Annotated in this window: 14 protein-coding genes and 2 pseudogenes; 5 read left to right on the plus strand and 11 right to left on the minus strand. The window is 55.0% G+C overall.

From position 1 onward, the window contains the following. Positions 1-802: 802 nt before the first annotated feature. The gene (locus BLU25_RS06830; protein ID WP_029611510.1) at positions 803-2095 is read left to right on the plus strand and encodes a putative porin; all 1293 of its coding nucleotides are present in this window, start codon (positions 803-805) and stop codon (positions 2093-2095) included. Positions 2096-2221: 126 nt separating this feature from the next. Here the strand turns inward: BLU25_RS06830 and BLU25_RS06835 are convergent, their stop codons facing one another. The 4 genes from BLU25_RS06835 to hrpA all read right to left on the minus strand — a co-directional run bounded on the left by BLU25_RS06835 (position 2222) and on the right by hrpA (position 8439). After that, a complete protein-coding gene (locus BLU25_RS06835; RefSeq protein WP_016781645.1) occupies positions 2222-2449 on the minus strand; it encodes an anti-sigma factor family protein in 228 nt (75 codons plus the stop codon). Further along, entirely contained in the window at positions 2443-3054 is a 612-nt protein-coding gene (locus tag BLU25_RS06840; protein WP_016781646.1) for an RNA polymerase sigma factor, read from the minus strand. Before BLU25_RS06840 ends, BLU25_RS06835 begins: the two co-directional genes overlap by 7 nt. A gap of 136 nt (positions 3055-3190) precedes the next feature. Then, complete coding sequence (locus tag BLU25_RS06845; RefSeq protein ID WP_016781647.1) at positions 3191-4312, minus strand: beta-ketoacyl-ACP synthase III; 1122 nt, start codon at positions 4310-4312, stop codon at positions 3191-3193. Positions 4313-4527: 215 nt separating this feature from the next. Beyond that, complete coding sequence (hrpA, locus tag BLU25_RS06850) at positions 4528-8439, minus strand: ATP-dependent RNA helicase HrpA (RefSeq protein WP_083369862.1); 3912 nt, start codon at positions 8437-8439, stop codon at positions 4528-4530. 143 nt (positions 8440-8582) lie between these two features. On the opposite strand from hrpA, the pseudogene BLU25_RS06855 reads away from it, so the two are divergent. Together BLU25_RS06855 and BLU25_RS06860 are read left to right on the plus strand one after the other, a co-directional pair. After that, positions 8583-8909 (plus strand): annotated as a pseudogene (locus BLU25_RS06855) (EamA family transporter); the annotation flags it as partial. A 1000-nt stretch (positions 8910-9909) separates the two neighbouring features. Further along, a complete protein-coding gene (locus tag BLU25_RS06860; RefSeq protein ID WP_034113392.1) occupies positions 9910-10890 on the plus strand; it encodes an IS5 family transposase in 981 nt (326 codons plus the stop codon). Between the two features lie 81 nt (positions 10891-10971). On the opposite strand, the gene BLU25_RS23620 is transcribed toward BLU25_RS06860, so the two are convergent. The 3 genes from BLU25_RS23620 to BLU25_RS06880 all read right to left on the minus strand — a co-directional run bounded on the left by BLU25_RS23620 (position 10972) and on the right by BLU25_RS06880 (position 13187). Further along, positions 10972-11556: a hypothetical protein gene (locus tag BLU25_RS23620; RefSeq protein ID WP_083369573.1), complete on the minus strand. Its 585-nt coding sequence runs from the start codon at positions 11554-11556 to the stop codon at positions 10972-10974. Between the two features lie 708 nt (positions 11557-12264). After that, the gene (locus BLU25_RS06875; RefSeq protein ID WP_016781652.1) at positions 12265-12834 is read right to left on the minus strand and encodes a recombinase family protein; all 570 of its coding nucleotides are present in this window, start codon (positions 12832-12834) and stop codon (positions 12265-12267) included. A 131-nt stretch (positions 12835-12965) separates the two neighbouring features. Then, positions 12966-13187 (minus strand): hypothetical protein, encoded by a 222-nt coding sequence (locus BLU25_RS06880; RefSeq protein WP_016781653.1) that lies wholly within the window; start codon positions 13185-13187, stop codon positions 12966-12968. A gap of 395 nt (positions 13188-13582) precedes the next feature. On the opposite strand from BLU25_RS06880, the gene BLU25_RS06885 reads away from it, so the two are divergent. Beyond that, positions 13583-13987: a hypothetical protein gene (locus tag BLU25_RS06885; RefSeq protein WP_016781654.1), complete on the plus strand. Its 405-nt coding sequence runs from the start codon at positions 13583-13585 to the stop codon at positions 13985-13987. A gap of 111 nt (positions 13988-14098) precedes the next feature. Here the strand turns inward: BLU25_RS06885 and BLU25_RS06890 are convergent, their stop codons facing one another. The 3 genes from BLU25_RS06890 to BLU25_RS06900 all read right to left on the minus strand — a co-directional run bounded on the left by BLU25_RS06890 (position 14099) and on the right by BLU25_RS06900 (position 18138). Then, the gene (locus BLU25_RS06890; RefSeq protein ID WP_016781655.1) at positions 14099-15289 is read right to left on the minus strand and encodes a hypothetical protein; all 1191 of its coding nucleotides are present in this window, start codon (positions 15287-15289) and stop codon (positions 14099-14101) included. A 202-nt stretch (positions 15290-15491) separates the two neighbouring features. Then, positions 15492-15965 (minus strand): hypothetical protein, encoded by a 474-nt coding sequence (locus BLU25_RS06895; RefSeq protein WP_016781656.1) that lies wholly within the window; start codon positions 15963-15965, stop codon positions 15492-15494. A gap of 505 nt (positions 15966-16470) precedes the next feature. Further along, a complete protein-coding gene (locus BLU25_RS06900) occupies positions 16471-18138 on the minus strand; it encodes a recombinase family protein (RefSeq protein WP_016781657.1) in 1668 nt (555 codons plus the stop codon). Between the two features lie 51 nt (positions 18139-18189). On the opposite strand from BLU25_RS06900, the pseudogene BLU25_RS06905 reads away from it, so the two are divergent. Next, a pseudogene (locus BLU25_RS06905) lies at positions 18190-18783 on the plus strand (DMT family transporter); the annotation flags it as partial. Between the two features lie 114 nt (positions 18784-18897). Here BLU25_RS06905 and BLU25_RS06910 read toward each other — a convergent pair. Continuing rightward, positions 18898-19761, minus strand: a complete 864-nt coding sequence (locus BLU25_RS06910) for a DMT family transporter (protein WP_016781659.1) — start codon at positions 19759-19761, stop codon at positions 18898-18900. Positions 19762-19936 lie beyond the last annotated feature (175 nt).

Genomic DNA, 19936 nt, shown 5'->3' on the forward strand with positions numbered 1-19936 from the left:
GCCAGACCGCGTCGCCTGCATCGCAGGCAAGCCAGCTCCCACAGGTCAGGCATGGCCAACTGAATCCACGGCTTGCCAGGACCCTATGTGGGAGCGGGCTTGCTCGCGAGGGCATCGCTGCGGTGTACCTGCCAGACCGCGTCGCCTGCATCGCAGGCAAGCCAGCTCCCCCAGGTCAGGCATGGCCAGCAGAATTCGCGGCTGGCCAGGGCCCTTTGTGGGAGCGGGCTTGCTCGCGAGGGCATCGCTGCGGTGTACCTGCCAGACCGCGTCGCCTGCATCGCAGGCAAGCCAGCTCCCACAGGTCAGGCATGGCCAGCAGAATTCGCGGCTGGCCAGGGCCCTTTGTGGGAGCGGACTTGCTCGCGAGGGCATCGCTGCGGTGTACCTGCCAGACCGCGCCGTCCGCATCGCAGGCAAGCCAGCTCCCACAGGTCAGGCATGGCCAACTGAATCCACGGCTTGCCAGGACCCTATGTGGGAGCGGGCTTGCTCGCGATGGCATCGCCGTGGTGCACCTGCCAGACCGCGCCGTCCGCATCGTAGGCAAGCCAGCTCCCACAGGTCAGGCATGGCCAGCTCCCACATGAAGCGACGCCGCACGCTGTCACAGACTTGCTATCACTCTGCCACTTTTCTGTCATATCCACCCGCGATACTGACGCCGCTTCTTAGAACACGGGGTTATGAGCGACCTGTTTGCCAACACGCTCACGACACACCAAGCCTCGTTAACGTGAGCCCGTAAAGGGCCGATTTTTCTTGGGGTGGCTAGGGCCATCTCAGCACTGGGAGATTCATAATGCGTCTTGTATCTACACGGGTTGCTGCGGGACTGTGTGGTGGCCTGGTATTGGCCATGAGCGTTCCGGCCAGCGCTGCGGTCGATGCCAAACTGCTCGAAATGCTTAAAGCCAACGGTTCCATATCGCCGGCGCAATACTCCGAGCTGCAAACCGAACTCGCCAGTGAGAATCAAGCCAAGCAAGAAGCTGCCGCCGATCAGGTGAAAAAATCCGATCTCAGTGCCTTCGAACAGAAAGTCGCCTGGGCCGCCAAAACCGAACTCAAGGGCGATGTCCGGGTTCGTCACGAAAACATCAAGATCGATGGCGAGTCCGATGGCAAGAACAAGGACCGCCAACGTATTCGTGCCCGTCTGGGCGCCTACACCGAAATCAACCCGCAGGTGAACACCGGTATCCGTATCGCTACGGGCGGCGGCGATGATGCGCGCTCCACCAACCAGGATCTGGACAACTACTTCGACAAGAAGCAGCTGTGGCTGGATCAGGCCTTTATTGACTACCACCCGACAGCGGTAAAGGACCTGCACCTGATCGCTGGCAAGATGCCGCAGCCATGGGTCAGCATGGGTGATGTTATCTGGGATAGCGATATCAACCCCGAAGGTCTGGCGACCACCTACAAGCACAATCTGGGTAACAGCGGCGTCGAGATGTTCGGTAGCGCCGGTTACTACACACTCAAGGACAACGTAGACGGCGAAGGCGTGCAATTTCGCCACGACCTGCGCCTGTATGCCGGTCAGTTGGGAGCAAAATTCGCACCTACCGACAGCCTGAAAGTCACTTTGGGCGGTAGTGTCTACAGCTACGATAACGACAAGGACAGCTCCTGCCCTACCACCGGCACGAAGACCACCCCTTGTGCTCTGGCAGTCAACGGCAACAGCACCGACGAGTTCCGTCTGTACGAAGGCTTCGGTCAGGTCGATATCGCCAACCTGCCACTACCCCTGTCGCTGTACGGCCAATACGTGCACAACGCCGCCACGGATAGCGATCAGGACGATGCCTGGCTGGTGGGTTTCAAATCCAAGCTCAACGCCTTCAGCCTGGACTACAACTACCGCGATATTCAGCGTAACGCAGTGGTTGGCGCTTTCACCGACTCTGACTTCGCCAACGGCACTACCGGTTCTCGCGGTCACAAGTTCAAAGTGGGTTACGAAATCGACAAGAACTTCGGTGTCGGCGTGACGTACTTCCTGACCAAGGCGGACTACGTAACGTCCACCCAGAAAGATGCCAAGGCCAACACCTTGCAGCTGGACCTGGAAGCCAAGTTCTAAAACAGGGTTTCACGCAACAGACAACGCGCTGGAGCCATTCAGCGTGTTGTGCCTAAAAAGCAGAGCGAAGGTGGCGTCGGCCCCCCTTACATCCACCGACGGCACCTTCGCTCCTGCCCCCCGCCTTTAGCGCGAATGCTCGCGCATCATCCGCTCAACCGTTTGCTCCAGATCTTCCGGCAGCGCTTGCGGCAGCTTTTTCAACGTGGCGCTCAGCAAACGCATTTGCCTGATAAACCGCCGGCAGTTCGGACAAAATAGCAAATGATGGCGCACCAACAAGCGCTGACGAAAACTCAGCTGACCATCCAGAAAATCGCTTGAACGCGCCACTTGCTGCTTGCAGCTCAACATTCGCCGGTCACCTCGAAATGCTCCACTGTCGCGAAGACTTTAAGTCGGGCGCGATGTATCAACACCCGGACATTAGAGAGCGACAGTTCAAGAAGATTACAAATCTCTTCAAGCTCCAGCCCCTGACGCTCGCGCAACACCAGCACGCTGCTCTGCAATTGCGGCAGGCTGATGAGCGTTCGTTCGAGGCATTCGCGCAATTCGTCTTCGGTGAGCAAGGCTTCGGGGCTGTCCTGATGCCAGGCAAGGGGCGCCAGCAACCAGTGGCCATCGCTGGAGAAACGATCATCGCCAATGGTGCCGTGGGGCGAAGGCAAATCGTCGAGCAGCACTTCCCGGCGATTTTGCTTGTAGCGATTCTTGGCCGCGTTGGCCGTGATGGTCAGCAGCCAGGTTTTCAGGCTCGAACGGCCCTCAAACCCGGCCAGATTGCGCACCACAGACAGCCATGCGTCCTGCACCACTTCGTCGGCATGGCGACTGCCGACGATCGCATAAGCCACGGCTCGCATGGCACTTTGATAGGCAATGACCAGTTCGCGAAAGGCCTGTTGCTCGCCGCTCAGCAGACGCTTGAGCAGATCACCGTCGTCAGCAGTTGCCATGCAGGTCTCCGCAACCGGAAAGTGATGTTGCTGTGTGGGAGCGGGCTTGCTCGCGATGGCATCACCGCAGCTTACCTGTCAGACCGCGCGGCCTGTATCGCGAGCAAGCCGCTCCCACCACCAGCCAGCTGTGACCTTAGCGTTTACGCAGGATCACGCTGCCAATCGAATAACCCGCACCGAACGAGCTGAGCACGGCCAGCGCACCGCTCGGCAAGTCGTCCTGGTACTTGTGGAAGGCAATCACCGAACCGGCCGAGCTGGTGTTGGCGTAGGTGTCGAGAATCACCGGCGCTTCTTCCACCGAGGCTTCGCGACCCAACAGCTTGCGCACGATCAGGTGGTTCATGCTCAGGTTGGCCTGGTGCAGCCAGAAACGTTTCACATCCGCCACGTCCACCTGGTTTTCCTGCAGATGCTGACCGATCAGCTCGGCCACCATCGGGCACACGTCACGGAACACCTTGCGGCCTTCTTGTACGAACAGTTTGTCCGGGCTGTCAGCAGGCTCATCCGAAGCACGGTTGAGGAAGCCGAAGTTGTTGCGGATATTGTTCGAGTAGGTTGTCAGCAGCTTGGTGCTGACGATATCGAACTGGTGCTCGGACGTTGCCAGATCAGCACGCTCGACCACTACCGCTGTCGCGGCATCACCGAAGATAAAGTGGCTGTCACGGTCACGGAAATTCAGGTGGCCGGTGCACACTTCAGGGCTGATCAGCAGCACCGCACGGGCCTGGCCCAACTGGACGCTGTTGCTGGCGGTCTGAATACCAAACGTCGCCGAGGAACAGGCCACGTTCATGTCAAAACCAAAACCCTGGATACCCAGCGCGTGTTGCACTTCGATGGCAATGGCCGGGTACGGGCGTTGCAGGTTGGAGCAGGCCACGATCACGCCGTCGATATCGGCGGCGGTCTTGCCTGCACGTTCCAGCGCCTGTTTGGCAGCACCGACGGCCATTTCGCAAAGCACCGACATTTCGTCGTTGCTACGTTCAGGCAAATGCGGACGCATGCGTTGCGGGTCAAGGATGCCGTCCTTGTCCATCACAAAGCGGCTTTGGATGCCCGATGCCTTTTCGATAAAGGCCGCGCTCGACTCGGCCAGGGGCTGGATGTCACCGGCCTCGATAGCCGCCGCGTTGTCGGCATTGAATTGTTGCACATAGGTATTGAAAGACTGCACCAGCTCTTCGTTGGAGATGCTGTTGGCCGGGGTGTACAGGCCGGTGCCGCTGATGACGACGTTATGCACGGTCGTTCCTCTATTCTGTTCAGCAGAAGATATTGAAATCGTTTCAGGTACTGATAGCCGCGAAGTTTGCCATAAATGCCAGCATTTGGCGTTATTTACGGATTTTGCAATGATCCCCGAGGAAGCGGGCTTGCTCGCGATTGGATCGACGCGGTGTATCAGGTAAACCGCGCAGCTTCCATCGCGAGCAAGCCCGCTCCCACAGAACTACAGGCTCAAGCGTCCACCAGACTCCACTGTTTGCTTAGGCGCTTGTCCGAAATCGGCACCTTGGTCCCCAGTTGCTGGCCAAAGAGCGACACCCGGTACTCTTCCAGCCACCAGCGGTACAGCTCCAGCTGCGGGTCGCGCTTGCCTTCCTGGGCATGCTTGCTGGCACGGGCCTGGTACTGCGCCCAAAGGCCGCTCAGTTCACCACTCCAGACCCGGTCTTTCTGCACCTGGCCCGGCAGTTTTTCAAGGCGCATTTCGATGGCCTTGAGATAACGCGGCAGCTCTTTAAGCCATTGCGCCGGAGTTTCGCGAACAAACCCCGGGTACACCAGATGGCTTAATTGCTGCTTGATGTCGTTCAGGGCCACCGCCTGGGCCAGATCGATCTTGCCCTTGAAGCGTTTTTGCAGGCCATGCCAGAGCTTGAGGATTTCCAGGGTCAATCTGGCCAGCTTTTCTGCGTGCTCGGTCCAGGCCCCGCGTTTGCGCTCGGCCAGCGATGCCAGTCCGGCGCCATCACGGGGCAACACCGCTTCGCCTTCCAGAATGCAACTGTCCAGGCTGGCCAGCAGAATGTCTTCCACCAGGCTTTCGACCCGACCCAGCTCGCGGTACAACAAGCCCAGCTCGGTAAGCCCCGGTAACTTGCCGCGCAGGAATTTGGCCGGTTCTGCCAATTGCTGCATCAGCAAGCGCTGCAACGCACGGCGATGCTGGAACTCAGCCTCGGCCGGAGTCGAAAAACGCCCCTCCTTGACCGTATTACCTTCCTCTACCAGCGCCGGGTACACCGTCATCGACAGACCGGCAATCTTCTGCTGGGTTTTTTCGGCAACAGGGGCAAACACCTTGGCTTCTACCGGCTGCTGGCTTTTCGCGGTTTGCGGCACGGCCAACGCGGCCTGGCTGGCCAGGGCAAAGCGTGCCATCAGCTCGGCCAGATCACGGCCTTCGCCGAGGAACTTACCGTCTGCGTCGACCACTTCGATATTCATCTTCAGATGACTTTCAACCTGCTGCGCCGCTTCTGCCCAAGCCTCATCACTGACCCGAGCGCCGGTCATGCGCAACAATTCGCGGCCCAGTGTTTGTGGCAACGAACCTTGAGCAAACTCCATGCGCTGCAACGCGGCCTTGACGAAGTCCGGCACCGGTACGAAGTTTTTGCGCAACGCTTTGGGCAGGCTGCGCACCAGGGCAATGCACTTGGCTTCGATCATGCCGGGCACCAGCCATTCCAGGCGCTCGGGTGGCAAGACTGGCAGTAGCGGCGCAGGCACTTTGACCGTCACGCCATCACGCGGGTGGTTGGGTTCAAAGTGATAGCTCAGCTCCAGGGTCAAATCCCCCAGGTGCAGCGTGTCAGGGTAATGCCGGGCGGTGATTTCAGTGGCTTCGCGAGCCAGCACATCTTCTTCGCGCATGATCAGCAATTGCGGATCTTTCTGGCTGTTGACCCGATACCAGCTGTCAAAGGTCGCGGTTTGGTGAATCTCGGCCGGCAGGCGGGCGTCATAAAACGCATAAAGGGTTTCTTCATCCGCCAGGATGTCACGGCGCCGGGCCTTGGCCTCCAGTTCGTCGAGTTGTTCCAGCAACTGCGCATTGGCCGTCAGGCACTTGGCCCGCGACTGAATTTCGCCACGCACCAGCCCTTCACGGATAAACAGCTCACGCGACAGCACCGGGTCAATCGGCCCGTAATGCACGGCACGGCGCCCGACCACAATCAGGCCGAACAGGGTGATTTGCTCGTAGGCCACTACTTGCCCGCGCTTCTTCTCCCAATGGGGCTCGAAGTAGTTCTTCTTCACCAGATGCCCGGCCAGCGGCTCGATCCAGTCGGGCTCGATCTTGGCCACCATGCGCGCATACAGCTTGGTGGTTTCTACCAGTTCGGCGGTCATCAGCCATTGCGGACGTTTTTTGCCCAAGCCTGAGGACGGGTGAATCCAGAACCGCCGTTGACGGGCTCCCAGGTAGTCGCCGTCCTCGGTTTTCTGGCCGATCTGGCTCAGCAAACCGGACAACACCGCCTTGTGCAGCTTCGGGTAGTCGGCCGGTTCCTGATTGACCGTGAGCTGCATATCGCGACAGATCAGGCTCAATTGACGGTGGGAATCTCGCCACTCGCGCAACCGCAGGTAGTTGAGGAAGTTCTTGCGGCACCAGTTGCGCAGGGGGCTGGCCGTCAGCGCCTGGCGTTGCTCTTCAAAACCGCGCCAGACGTTGATCAAACCGGCGAAGTCTGAGTCGACATCTTTCCATTGTGCGTGGGCCTGATCCGCGGCTTGTTGACGTTCCGGTGGACGTTCACGGGGGTCTTGCACCGACATCGCACTGGCGACGATCAATACTTCCTGCAAGCTACCGAGCTTGGCAGCTTCGAGCAGCATGCGGCCCATGCGCGGGTCCACCGGCAAACGCGCCAGCTGGCGACCCAGCGGCGTAAGCTGATTCTCGCGGTTAACCGCAGACAATTCTTGCAGCAGGTTGAACCCGTCGGTAATGGCCTTGCCGTCAGGTGGCTCAATAAACGGGAATGCGGTGATTTCGCCCAGACGCAGGTGCAGCATCTGCAGGATTACAGCCGCAAGGTTGGTACGCAAAATCTCGGGATCGGTAAACTCCGGACGACCGTTAAAGTCTTCCTCGGCATACAGGCGCACGCAGATACCCGGCTCGACCCGCCCGCAGCGGCCCTTGCGTTGGTTGGCGCTGGCCTGGGAAATGGCCTCGATGGGCAAACGCTGAACCTTGGCCTTGTAGCTGTAACGACTGATGCGCGCAGTGCCACTGTCGATCACATAACGGATACCCGGCACGGTCAGCGACGTTTCCGCCACGTTGGTGGCCAGCACCACACGGCGGCCCGGGTGCGACTGGAAAATCCGCTGCTGCTCGGCAGGCGACAACCGCGCATACAACGGCAGGATTTCGGTGTGCTTGAGCTGCGCCTTGCGCAACATGTCGGCGGCATCGCGGATTTCGCGCTCGCCAGGTAAAAACACCAGCACGTCGCCGGGGCTTTTACTCTCACTGCGCTCGAACGCTGCAATCTCGTCCAGAGTGGCGATGATGGCCTGGTCGACGCTCAGGTCGTCTTCAACGTTGTTGCCCTCTTCATCCTGCTCGGAGGTCAACGGGCGATACCAGGTCTCGACCGGGAAGGTACGGCCCGACACTTCGACAATGGGCGCGTCATTGAAGTGCTTGGAAAACCGCTCCAGATCGATGGTCGCCGAGGTGATGATGACTTTCAGGTCGGGGCGGCGCGGCAACAGGATCTTCAGGTAACCGAGCAGAAAGTCGATGTTCAGGCTGCGTTCGTGGGCCTCGTCGACGATGATCGTGTCATAGCGTTCGAGATAGCGATCGTGCTGGGTTTCAGCCAGCAAGATACCGTCAGTCATCAGTTTGATCAGGGTATTGGAATCGCTCTGATCCTCGAACCGCACCTGATAGCCGACCAGCGCGCCCAACGGTGTACCCAGCTCTTCGGCCACCCGGCTGGCCACACTGCGCGCCGCGATACGGCGCGGCTGGGTATGACCGATCAGGCCGTGCTGCCCACGGCCGATTTCCAGACAGATCTTCGGCAACTGGGTGGTTTTACCCGAGCCGGTTTCACCCGCCAGGATCAACACCTGATGCTTGAGCAGCGCCGCCTTGATCTCGTCACGCTTGGCGGCAATCGGCAGATTTTCGTCATAACGAATCAGCGGCACGCTGGCCGCCCGCGCGGTCACCTGCGCGCAGGACGCCTGCACCCGCTCGGCCCAGGCGGCCAGCTTGGCGTCGTCGGGCTTTTTGCGCAGCTCATGCAACTGCCGACGCAGCTTGTGGCGGTCGGCGATCATGGCTTGATCGAGGTTTTTCAACAGCTGGTCGATAGCAGGCGATTCGTCAGTCATCAGGTGCGCAGAATTCTTCGTAAATGCAGGGGGCGGATTGTCGCAGATTTGAGCGCTCATGCACGAATCTGTAGGAATTAGCGCGTTGTCTTGTCCGCAGCATCCCCTACACTGCGCGGTTCAAACCTTGTAAGGAAAATCCCGTGAGACTTGTCGATTTGGTGCGCATGCTGTCGTTGGCAGGTATATGGGGCGCCAGCTTTCTGTTTATGCGGATCATTGCACCGGTACTCGGGACCATTCCTACGGCATTTTTTCGAGTCTCCATTGCCGCGACCGGCCTGGTGGTGATTTTGGCCTTGATGCGCGTGCGCTGGGATTTCGGCGGCAAACTCAAGGTGATTTTGATCCTGGGGGTTATCAACTCCGGGGTGCCGGCCACGCTGTATTCGGTGGCAGCGCAGGTGTTGCCTGCCGGGTATTCGTCAATTTTCAACGCGACCACGCCGAAAGAGTCGGCAATGTGGGGATGAGATGCAGAGGTGTCCCACGCTCCTCTCTATATCCTGCGTCCAGTTTACTCGTTTCAGTATAATCGGCCCTACAGCCCTTGTAATACGTGGCCTGTAGAGTTCCTGTAAACTCCACACGCTCGCCAAAACCTCTAGTGAAGTGGTGTACACTCGCCCCCCCTGACTAAACATTGACTAGGATTACAGAGTGAAAAGGCTAAACGGATGGCAACGACTTTGGATAGTAGGAACCGTTGCCTTGGGCATGTACACCATAGCGTTCGGTGTGGTCACGCTGGACACAAAGGGCAGCTTATTAGACAAGCATGAGCGTCGAATTAACGAATATCGAAGTCAAATCGAAGCGATTAAGTCTCGCAAGAACAGTACCCAACCTATAAGTACAATAGATAGAATTCTATACGGGGATGATCCAAGCACTAAAATAAACGAACTAAATACATATATTATAAACCTGAACAACCAACTCGAAACAGACTTAAAAACTGCTACTCCCGCCCTACTAAAGAGCAGCCTCGCACTATTAGGTCTCTGGCTAGGCGCATCTGCGCTAACGTATTTAAGCGGATTGACTTTAAACTGGATATATAGAGGATTCCGCCCCAAGAGCCAAGACTAACCCACACCGCCAACCTCTCTATATCTAGTTCCTCAGCCACGAGAGAGAGGGGGGTCATATTTACCACCCAAATATTCCCACTCCTTAATAGATCAAGACTCTCTACCAGATACACTCATGTAACTACCCCCAGCTACGCCTAGAGGTAGTTGATCTGCCACCAGCTAAATAGTGCAACACCTATGCTCGCTACGCCTAGCACGAAAGGCGTCACATGGTCGAAGAACCAAGGTGATACAAGCGCCCCCCTGACAAATACATACCATTTGACCAGATTTGTTACGAGGCGAGAGGGAGAAACAGTACACCCCTTAGGGAATCTCCGAACAAGTTTTCAAATGTGCTGAAATACGCCTGACCACCTGATCCGAGCCGCCTATGAGCCAGATGAGCTTTTCCGATTTCGAATACGCCGGCAAGCGCAAGCAGACACGCCGCGAACGCTTCCTCGCCGAGATGGATCAGGTCGTGCCCTGGACGGGTCTGCTGGGCCTGATCGAGCCGTTCTACCCCAAGGCCGGTGGCGGCAGAAAACCCTATCCTCTGGAAACCATGCTGCGTATTCATCTGTTGCAGAATTGGTTTTCCCTGAGCGATCCGACCATGGAAGAAGCGCTCTACGAAATCACGCCCATGCGCCAGTTTGCACGTTTGACCTTGAGCGCCCCGATACCTGAAGACACCACGATCATGAATTTCCGGCACTTATTGGAAAAGCATCAGCTTGCACCTGCAATCCTCGCGGTCATCAATGGTTATTTGCAGGACAAAGGCATGTCTCTGCGTCAGGGCACTATCGTCGATGCCACCATTATTCATGCTCCCAGTTCGACTAAAAACGAAGAGGGAAAGCGCGACCCTGAGATGCATCAGACCAAAAAAGGTAACCAGTATTTCTTCGGAATGAAGGCCCATATTGGCGCTGATGTCGAGTCCGGCTTGGTTCATCACGTCCACGGCACCGCCGCCAACGTCGCCGATGTCACACAGGTCGCCGAGCTTTTGCATGGCGAAGAAAATGCAGTGTATGCAGACGCCGGATACACCGGCGTTGAGAAGCGTGAAGAGCATGAAAATCGTGAAGTGATCTGGCAAATCGCGGCGCGCCGCAGCACCTATTCCAAGTTGAATAAACGCAGCGTGCTCTACAAGGCCAAGCGCAAGATTGAGTACTGCAAAGCCCAGACACGGGCCAAGGTCGAACATCCGTTTCGGGTGATCAAATGCCAATTTGGGTACGTGAAAGTGCGCTTTCGTGGGCTGATGAAAAACACGGCTCAGTTGACCACATTGTTCGCCCTGTCGAACCTGTGGATGGCTCGAAAACAACTGATGGGTATGGGCGAGTTGCGCGCTTAACATGGAAAACCGGGCGAAAAACGCCCTCGATGAACACTGCATCAGGTCGTTTTGAGCAAATAGCGCTGCGTGCCGTGCAAATTACGACTTGCGGCCGCCGCGCAGCAAGTTGATCGGAGCATCCTTAGGCGAATGCATTGAGTGGTGACTATTGGCAGTTGTATAATCGACAAAGAAAGCGAATCGAACCTCATTCCTGTCCAAGCTATTGAAAGACCTGATTTGCCCAAGTTTATCCATGTTCTTCCGTGGAGCTAACTCATAGCAGGTCATCTTACCTGTTGCTTTGAACTTCTGAAGCGTGCACTCCCCGCCGCTAACACTAGCTGCATTGTTAACTAGATCTAGCGCGTGAAGTCGCAGCTTCTTTCTTTCTGCATACTTCATTACATCAATAAGAGTCTTTTCATACAGATCATGCATTGGGAGGTCAAAGCGGAAGCTGCCTGCCGGAGTGCGCTGATAAAGCCTTAGCCATAGATAGACATTAATACCCGCCAGAACCAGCCAGACATTTTTAACATTCTCCTTGAGTTTGATTTCATTCCCAAGAAGCTTGAAAGCTGAAAGGTCAGCCCCGAAGTACCACAGCAGTAGGACTACAGTTGAAAAGCCGATCAAGTAACCTCGGGCTTTATTGAAGTCTGGTGTATCCGTTTCACCCACGTCTTCCCCTCCATATTGCCCATGCGGAGCACAGGCAAATCTCGCAAAGCAAATCAGCCAGCAGGCGGCCCAAAATGTTTCGTAATCTTCTTCAGCACGGAATCGGGAGCGTTGAACGAGAGTCTACCTCCCGTGAGCTTCACCTCTGTCTGGGCTAGCTCTTCCTCGCTCAAGAAGCCAGCGAGCTTATCTCTTGTAAGACGCAGGACACCTGCACCTACGTCAAAATTCCCATTTCTACGGATAGGCATTGATCCTTAACTCCGAGCTGAATGAGCCACTACTGTAACATCATTCCTTCTCGGCTAGCTGAGCTGCCAAGCTGTTCCAGAAAACCACTGTACCCCAGGTGTACCTTTGGAATAGCACTCTCACCGGAAGCTGTCCTACGCTCCTCTATATCATGCGACGCTAATACCAGATCTAGCATAATCAGCCCCGCAGCCCCTGTAGCACGTGAACTGTAGTCGTTCTGGAGAATCCTTGGCCCGCTCAAATTTTTCAGGTGCACTTCAACATAGACGTGACGTTTCAGCTGGAAAAATAATAGACGGTTCGCCGCTGGGGGTGCTTAACAGGACACGGGTGGCCTATCTGAAAGCTGTCTTAATCTGAAAATAATCCTGATGCTCTCAGTCAGAGACGACAAGACCCCGCACTGGCGAGGTCTGGGGTGGCGTGTAAATCTTTCAGGCGAAGTCGTAGGGCTTATGCAGCCTTCCAGTAGCGTTTAACTGTGGTAAGGCCGATGGAAAGGTGACGTACTGTCTGAGCTTGTGTCAGGCCGTTGGCCTTGCAGGCTTTAACAGCTTCGATGGTGCCAGTTGCGACAGGGCGACCTAGAGTCTTACCCTCGGACTTAGCACGGGCCAAACCTGCTTGTGTACGCTCGATCAGCAAGTCACGTTCGAACTCAGCAACAGCCCCAAGGATTTGCATTGTCATCTTACCCGTTGAACTGGTCAGGTCTGCACCGCCAAGGGCGAGACAGTGAACACGGATACCCCGTGACTCCAGATTCTCAATGGTGGTACGAACGTCCATTGCGTTACGGCCCAGACGATCCAGCTTAGTTACGATCAGCACGTCTCCTGCTTCCATCTTATGCAGGAGGGATTGAAATCCTTTGCGTTCGCTGGCGCTTATTGACCCCGAGACCGTTTCAACCACTACCCGGCTCGCCTGCACGCTGAAACCAGCACGCTCCACTTCCTGCACTTGATTGTCTGTAGTCTGATCATCGGTCGATACACGGGCATATACGAAAGTGCGGGACATTGGGTGGCTCCTATCTGGCTGGCTGGGTCTCTTTAACGTGGGTCTATAATACACAAGGGTCTATTTATAGTAAACCCTATTTTATGGCCCATCTTTTGAGCTATTCCTACTGGGTCTGGCAGACGTTCGTTTTACCGACCCATCCTGATTCTGAGAATTCCAGCACTGATAGCAGACGCGTTGTCGTCGATAGTCTGCAATGTAGTGACGGCATTTTGATGGGCTTCACTCGATCCGCTGGCCCTAGCCCACAGGGCCACTTCTTCGATTGCAGCAGCTAGGGCGTGCTGGTTGTGCAGCAATAAGGTGAGCACATCTGCTGTGGCTATACGTGCATCTATTTCGTCCTGCATGGCTATCGTCCTTAAGGAGGGTGCAAGGATCGTAGTTCAGCATGGATGCAAAGACTCGCACTCAACCGCTGGATGGGCTGACCCACCTCAGATGCGACTTGGCAGGGGAAAACTTACTGTTTTTTCATTAGAAACTGTTTTCTGCTGCGGGGAACGGACTTTGCTACACACATGAAAGCTGGAGGCCCCGTAGAATCTGGGCTACAGAGGTTGCACAACAAATGTCTGGCTGTGGATTTGCCCAACAACCTAGGTTTTCAGGGGGTTTCTGAGGGTTTTACAGGGGTTTTTAAGGGGTTTTTCAAAAGGGCCTTGAAGCCGTACATTGCAAGTACATTGCACCTACAAACAGCTTGGCTACGCCTGCTCAGGCACACCACATACAGGAATGCGAGATGAATGGATGGCAAAGATTGTGGGTGGTGATGTGCGTACTTGTAGGCATCTCGCTGATGCTTATTGGTGAAATGTTTGTTCCGACACAGGAAAGCATTACCCAGAAGTTTGAAAAGCCACTGGCACTTGAACGTAAGTTCTTGAATGAAATTCAACAGAAGAATTTTAGCCAAGATCCATTCAATGAAAGCTTTTTCGGCAGTACAGCACTGCAAGATACAGAGGCCAGGATCTTTGATCTAGAAAGCCGCCAGCAACATGAAATGTCATCCCTGTGGGGTGATCAGCTTAAAATCAGAGGGATCATTGCTAGTGCGTGGCTGGTCATTTGCGTAGCGCTTTATCTCTGTGGATCGGTCATTGGCTGGGTCTACCGGGGTTTCAAATCAAGTAAGCAGAACTGAACACACGCACACTTTTATGTCCACATAAAACGGCTGTAAGCCACGTAATACAAGGGCTACAAGCGAATCGCACCGTGTGCGTTACACTTCTACTGCGTGCATGCGTTTGTTTCAGAACGGCACTGGGCTGAAATCGTAATCAAGTGCTGCTGGGGCGGTGTACAAGGCGTCTAGAGCAACGTAAGGCAAGTCATCATCCATGTCTGCAAGGAATGACTCTGTTACGTTCAGGGGAGCTTGCAGAGGCTTGTCAACAACTAGCAAAAGGGCTGCTGTCGGACGGTATAGCTGCGGACTTGCTAATGCCTTGGCGTACATTGCGTCGATGATCGAAGCGACGGTGTGGACTGGCCGTCCATGCAGCATGTCAAAAATCAATCGTAGGTCGATGACGTCAAAGCTGAAGTTGTAACTGAAGCGCCGCCCTGTATTGGCAAGCAGGAACTGGATGCGTTCAAGGGCGGGTAACAATTCGGGTCGATAGCTGTTGCCGATGCGTTCCCATTCGCTCAGGAGAACACTGGTATCGTTGTGGTAGTCGAGCCACACACGGAAATCACCCACAGGATCCTTACCTTCAAGCTGGCGCCGGATACCACCTAGAATACGAGTTGACGCTGTTCCGATTATCTTCAAATGCCCTGCATGATCAGGATTGGCTGGGTCGAGATTATCAATCAGCCACGAATAGTGTTCTTGCCGCTTACTAGGCTCGATCTTGCGGGATTGGACAACAGCCTGAACCACGTCCTCTCCGATTAACTGGATAACGCGTTGCAACACCTCTGAAACGCTATCGTCTTTGGACACTGCGAATCGCGGCAAGATCTCTGTACGGGGGATTGAGGTGCCGCCGCTGTAGTGGTTTGTACCGTGAGAACGATTGAGTGCCATTGGTGCAATGACAAGATTGTCAGCTCTGAACAGGCCGACTGACGTCTTGCCACGTACAGGAGCAATGTGGGAAAGCTCAAAAGGATCTTCACCCATACTTTTGCGTAGACCATAAGCATTCATCTTCTGACAACTTGCATATACATCGTAAAGATCTTCAAGCTGTTGCTGGTCGAAGTCATGATAAATCTGGATGGTGCGGGCTCTGATAGCCTGACGGGCAAGCTCGTAGAAGAATGGGGAAGTGCTGGCGCTGGCAATCTTCTTAACGCGACGAGCTATGTTGTGGGAAGTGGTGCGGCATGAAGGGTTACAGAATTTCGCTGTCTTGCTTCTGGTGCGAAAGCGCTTCTTGCACTGAAGGCAGGTTGGGCGGCGTTCAGTTGTTGTTCGGGTTCTTGCAGTCATTGTTATAGGCTCCATTATGGTTGGCGTTTATGGGATTCTGGGCTTTGGGGTTGCACGGATCAGAGTGAAAGCAGCGAGCGTTGCAATAACGTCGCCGCTTCTGTACTGAGAACACGTGACCGCAATGATTACATGTACAGGTCTTGTTCATTCTTACCTCTTGTATGATGGGAACTAGGATTTGTAAGATGGGGTACCAGTGTTACTTGGAAAGTTCCAGACGGACACGAGCTTCGATAGCATCGCGTTGAGCCTGACGCTCTGCTGCTAACTCTTTTTCAACCTGACGATCAATCGCAGCTTCTTCAAGCGCTACTTGGCGGGCAACTATCAGTTCATTATCACGTTCGATGCTTGCTCTGTAACTCGCTTCAACTCGGGCATGGATTGTTTTCAAATCGGCTTTCTGCTCGGCTTGGGGCTTCTTCACGTAGAAGGTGATATAAGCACCATGCTGTTGCGGATTGACGTCGCTGGGAGTGTACCCGGTAGCTAGAAGCTCATCACGACGCTGGAATGTTGCTAGAATGCCTAGGGCCATAACAGCCACTTGGCTCACAGTGGTGCGTATGACGGGAATAGCGTACTCGTCGCAGAATCCGTCATCATAAAACTTTGTGGCTTTGTCCTTAAGAGTTTGCAGGGCGGCCTTGTCGAAGGTTTTCAGTACAGTCATAGAGTTGCTCCTTGTAATTTCAATTGTTGGTACATGGCTGCGATGTATTCAGCAGCTACGAGTTGGTTTGCACGATCTGTGTTTGTTAGTAGTGGAACAAGAGCTGCTTTAGCTCTGGCTCTGTATAGCCGCATGTAACACCTGTGGCTACAGACGGTTTTAGCTTTGCGGCGAGATGTCATTGATTGCCCGCAGACCGGGCAGATGGAAACGTGAAGCATGGCCATTATTAGCCCTCCGAAGTTAGTGAGATGATTTTGTGAAGACGAAAAAAAGAGAGAGCGTTTGGAGACGCCCTCTCTAGTTGCGATGTTCCCCGAGAGACACCGCTTGCAGAAAGACGAAGTTACCCAGTCAGCTGGAGGAAGGCAATGGAAGGCAATGGAAGGTGCCTGTCAACTGATAAAGTAACTTGTCTCTGCTTACATATATATGTTACCACGGAAGTTGTGAAAGTCAATGCTAGGCATAGCATTTAATCAAATAAAAGTGTAGTGCTGGCGAACTAGCTGCCAGTTACGCCCTCAACTACTAAGCCAGTAGTAACATCAACAAAGGCTTCGCCATTCCATTGCAGATGTTGCCGCACTAACTCCCCAGATTCATAACGCGCTTCTTGCTCAAGGAGTGCAGCAGACTCAGCAGCCACACGTTTAGAGTTCGGCATATCAAGGTGGTGTTCTGTATGGCTATTCTCGATCAGCCTGTACGTCTCTGTGGGGCGGTGTGAGCCTCTGTATTCATACACTTGATGAACGCCACCAGTTAGCAGATGCTCTTCGCCTACAGTGATCGTAGGGCCTTCGCAGACTATGGAATAACCAGCACCTTGAAGCAATGCGTTTAATCTTTGTTGGTCATCGTCCATCAGGATATTTTCCATATCCACCATATCGCTCAACGTATCCTGACTGGGGACGACGTTAAGGAATGCCCGCTCCTGCTCAAGCTTCTTGATAGAGCCCATCACCTTATCAAGCTCAGCTGTGATCGATGCAACTTCGCCATACTTGACCAACAACGCCACAGCGTTACTCTCTTGCTTATGCAACTCGGTCAACTCTCCATCAATCTCAATCTGCCGCCTCTCTCCAACTGTAAGTTTCTGGCTTGCGGTTGCACGTAACATTGCTGACTGCATTGTCCGGCTACGGATGAAGTCAAGAACAGCATAAGGAATGGATCGACTATTAGTGCATCCAGCTTCACCCAGCCTGTGGCGTCCCATACACAGCATTACAGCAGGAGAGCGCTTTGTGTTAACAACTCCAAAGTTCTTTCCACAACGTCCGCACTTCACTAACCCAGACAGCAGATAGACCTTGGAAGCTGATTTGATCTTGGCGCCAGCCGCTAACCTCTTTTGCACCCGATACCAAAGCTCTCTGGACACTACAGCGGGATACACGTCCTCAATGGGTGCCTGCTCCACGCCATCAACGGGCCAAGGCTGCCAACGGCCTATGGCGGTGGGGTTCTTCAACCACTTCTTTATGGTTGTTGGGTTCAGGGTCTCAAGGAGCGGGTGTTGACCACGGATACGGGCCAGGATTCTACGTTCGCCAATACCATCAGCGTAGTCCTGAAAGATTTGCACAATAAACGGAGCAATATCCTCGACAAGCCGCACCTTAGTCCCTGTGTTCTCCAACCATAACGGTGTGCGACGCTCTGTGAATTCACCCTTGGATGCATTCTCTCTTTTACGTGCATATGCGTCTCTTACACGACGACTAAGTGCATCACTGTACTGGTGGGCCTGCTGCACCTTGGCAACGAGCAAGAACAGGTTGTTGGAATTGGCAGGATTACTGTCATAGACAATTCCGTCATCCAAACTCACCAGCGATACGCCAACGTTAACGATCTCGGTTAGCAGGTTGAGCATGATTGAGGGGGCTAGACGCCCTGCTCTGTCGATAGCTTCGATCAGAATGCAGTCGCCGGGCTCGATCACGCCAGATTCAACAGCAGCACGTAAACGGCCAAAGGCATTATCAAGATGTTTTCCCTTAAAGCCGCTAATCCCAAGATCCTCGAAGCGTTGGGTGCTTCGCCGATACTCAGGATGTGCAACAAGCCATTTGCCAACCATGTCTTCTTGACGGGCTAAGCTGGCACCGTGCTGCTGCTGGTCGCTACTGAATCGGATGTAACTGTAAGCCGTAGGCATGAGGCACCAAAGCGGGGATCAGAATCCAATCATAACATTGCATACTTCATCCCATTGATGGGCGTGTTGATAGGCGGGCTGTTTTTCAGCGAAAAACTGACCCTGACGAAAATGGCCGGGGTATTTCTCGGGCTGCTTGGTGTCGGTATTTTGACCCGTGCCGGGCCGGTCGCCTTCAATCTGGACCTGCTGATGGGTGCCCTCGCCTGCTTGCTGGCCACCACCTTTTATGGCTTTGCCGGCTTTTTGGCGCGCCGCTGGCTGGATCAGCAAGGCGGCCTTGACCCACGGCTTTCGGCATTGGGCAGCATGCTCGGGGCCACCCTGTTCCTGTTACCGCTGTTCGGGCTGAGCGTGATCAATCAACCGCCAGCCAGTTGGGGCGGCATGAGTGTGTGGCTGTCTTTGCTGGGCCTGGGCCTGGTGTGTACGGCATTTGCCTACATCCTGTATTTCCGTTTGTTGACCAGCATTGGCCCGGTCAAATCCATGACCGTGACCTTTATGATCCCGCCATTTGGCGTGCTATGGGGTGCGCTGTTTCTGGGCGAGCCGCTGTCGATGGCGCATGTGTACGGCGGGCTGCTGATCGCCGTGGCACTGTGGCTGGTGCTCAAGCCCGGGGCGATGGCAGCGTCCAGATAAGCACATGGCGTTGTGGGAGCGGGCTTGCTCGCGATGGCATCGATACGGTTGAACAGATAGACCGTACTGTCAGCATCGCGAGCAAGCCCGCTCCCACAGGGTTGGGGTTTTGGCTCAACGGGTCTTACGGAATACAAACATCAGACCGATGATGATCATCGCCATCCCGAGCACACTCAAGGCTGCCAGTTTGTTGCCGAAAATCAGGTAATCCATGACCGCAGTCACCGCAGGCACCAGGTAAAACAGGCTGGTAACATTGACCAGATTACCCCTGGCGATCATCCGGTACAGCAACAGGGTTGCCAGCACCGACACCACCAAACCCATCCACAACACCGGCACGACAAAACCTGCACTGTGTTCAAAATGAAACGGCTGAAACGGCACAAACACCGCACACAACAGCAAACCGGCGAGGTACTGCAAGGGCAGCGTGCCCAGCGGGTTATGGGTAATACGTTTTTGCATCAGGGTGCCTGCCGTCATGCTGGCCAGAGCCAGTAAGGCATACAGCATGCCGGCCCATGACAGGCCCGCCAGGCCGATGCCCTGGTACACCACCAGAACCAGCCCGACGAGCCCCAGCAACAACCCCAGGGAACGGCTGAAGGAGTGCCGGCGCTCCATGATCACGGCCGTCAGGATCGGTTGCACACCCATCACTGTGGCCATGACCCCGGGCGTCACTTTCAGGTCCAGCGCCAGCAGATAAAAAATCTGATACGCCCCCAGCAGCACTACCCCGGTGGCCAGCACATAGCCGACGGCCGTGGAGCCACGCGGCATCTGAAATTTCATCAATGGGATGATCAACAGCAATGCCATAAAAGCGATGGCAAAGCGCATCAACAAAAAGGCAAACGGCGACGCGTGCGCCAGCCCCCACTTGGAGAAAATCGCGCCGCTGCTCCACAGCAGCACGAACAGGCAGGTGGAAGCAGCCGCCAGCGCGGATTCTTTAGAGATCGAAAACATGAAGAGCACCTGTCATCAGGCAAAAAAGCCGACTCAGCCGAAGCTGAAGTTCAATGGTTTTTTAGACGGGTACGGGCAGCCGAACGATCGGCTCAGCCCGCCACAACACCCGGTGGCGATACGACGACGTACACCACGGTGCGGCTGACAGGAGGAGGATAGTGACTGATCTGCG

This window comes from Pseudomonas fragi (assembly GCF_900105835.1).
GTDB classification, from domain to species: Bacteria; Pseudomonadota; Gammaproteobacteria; order Pseudomonadales; family Pseudomonadaceae; genus Aquipseudomonas; species Aquipseudomonas fragi.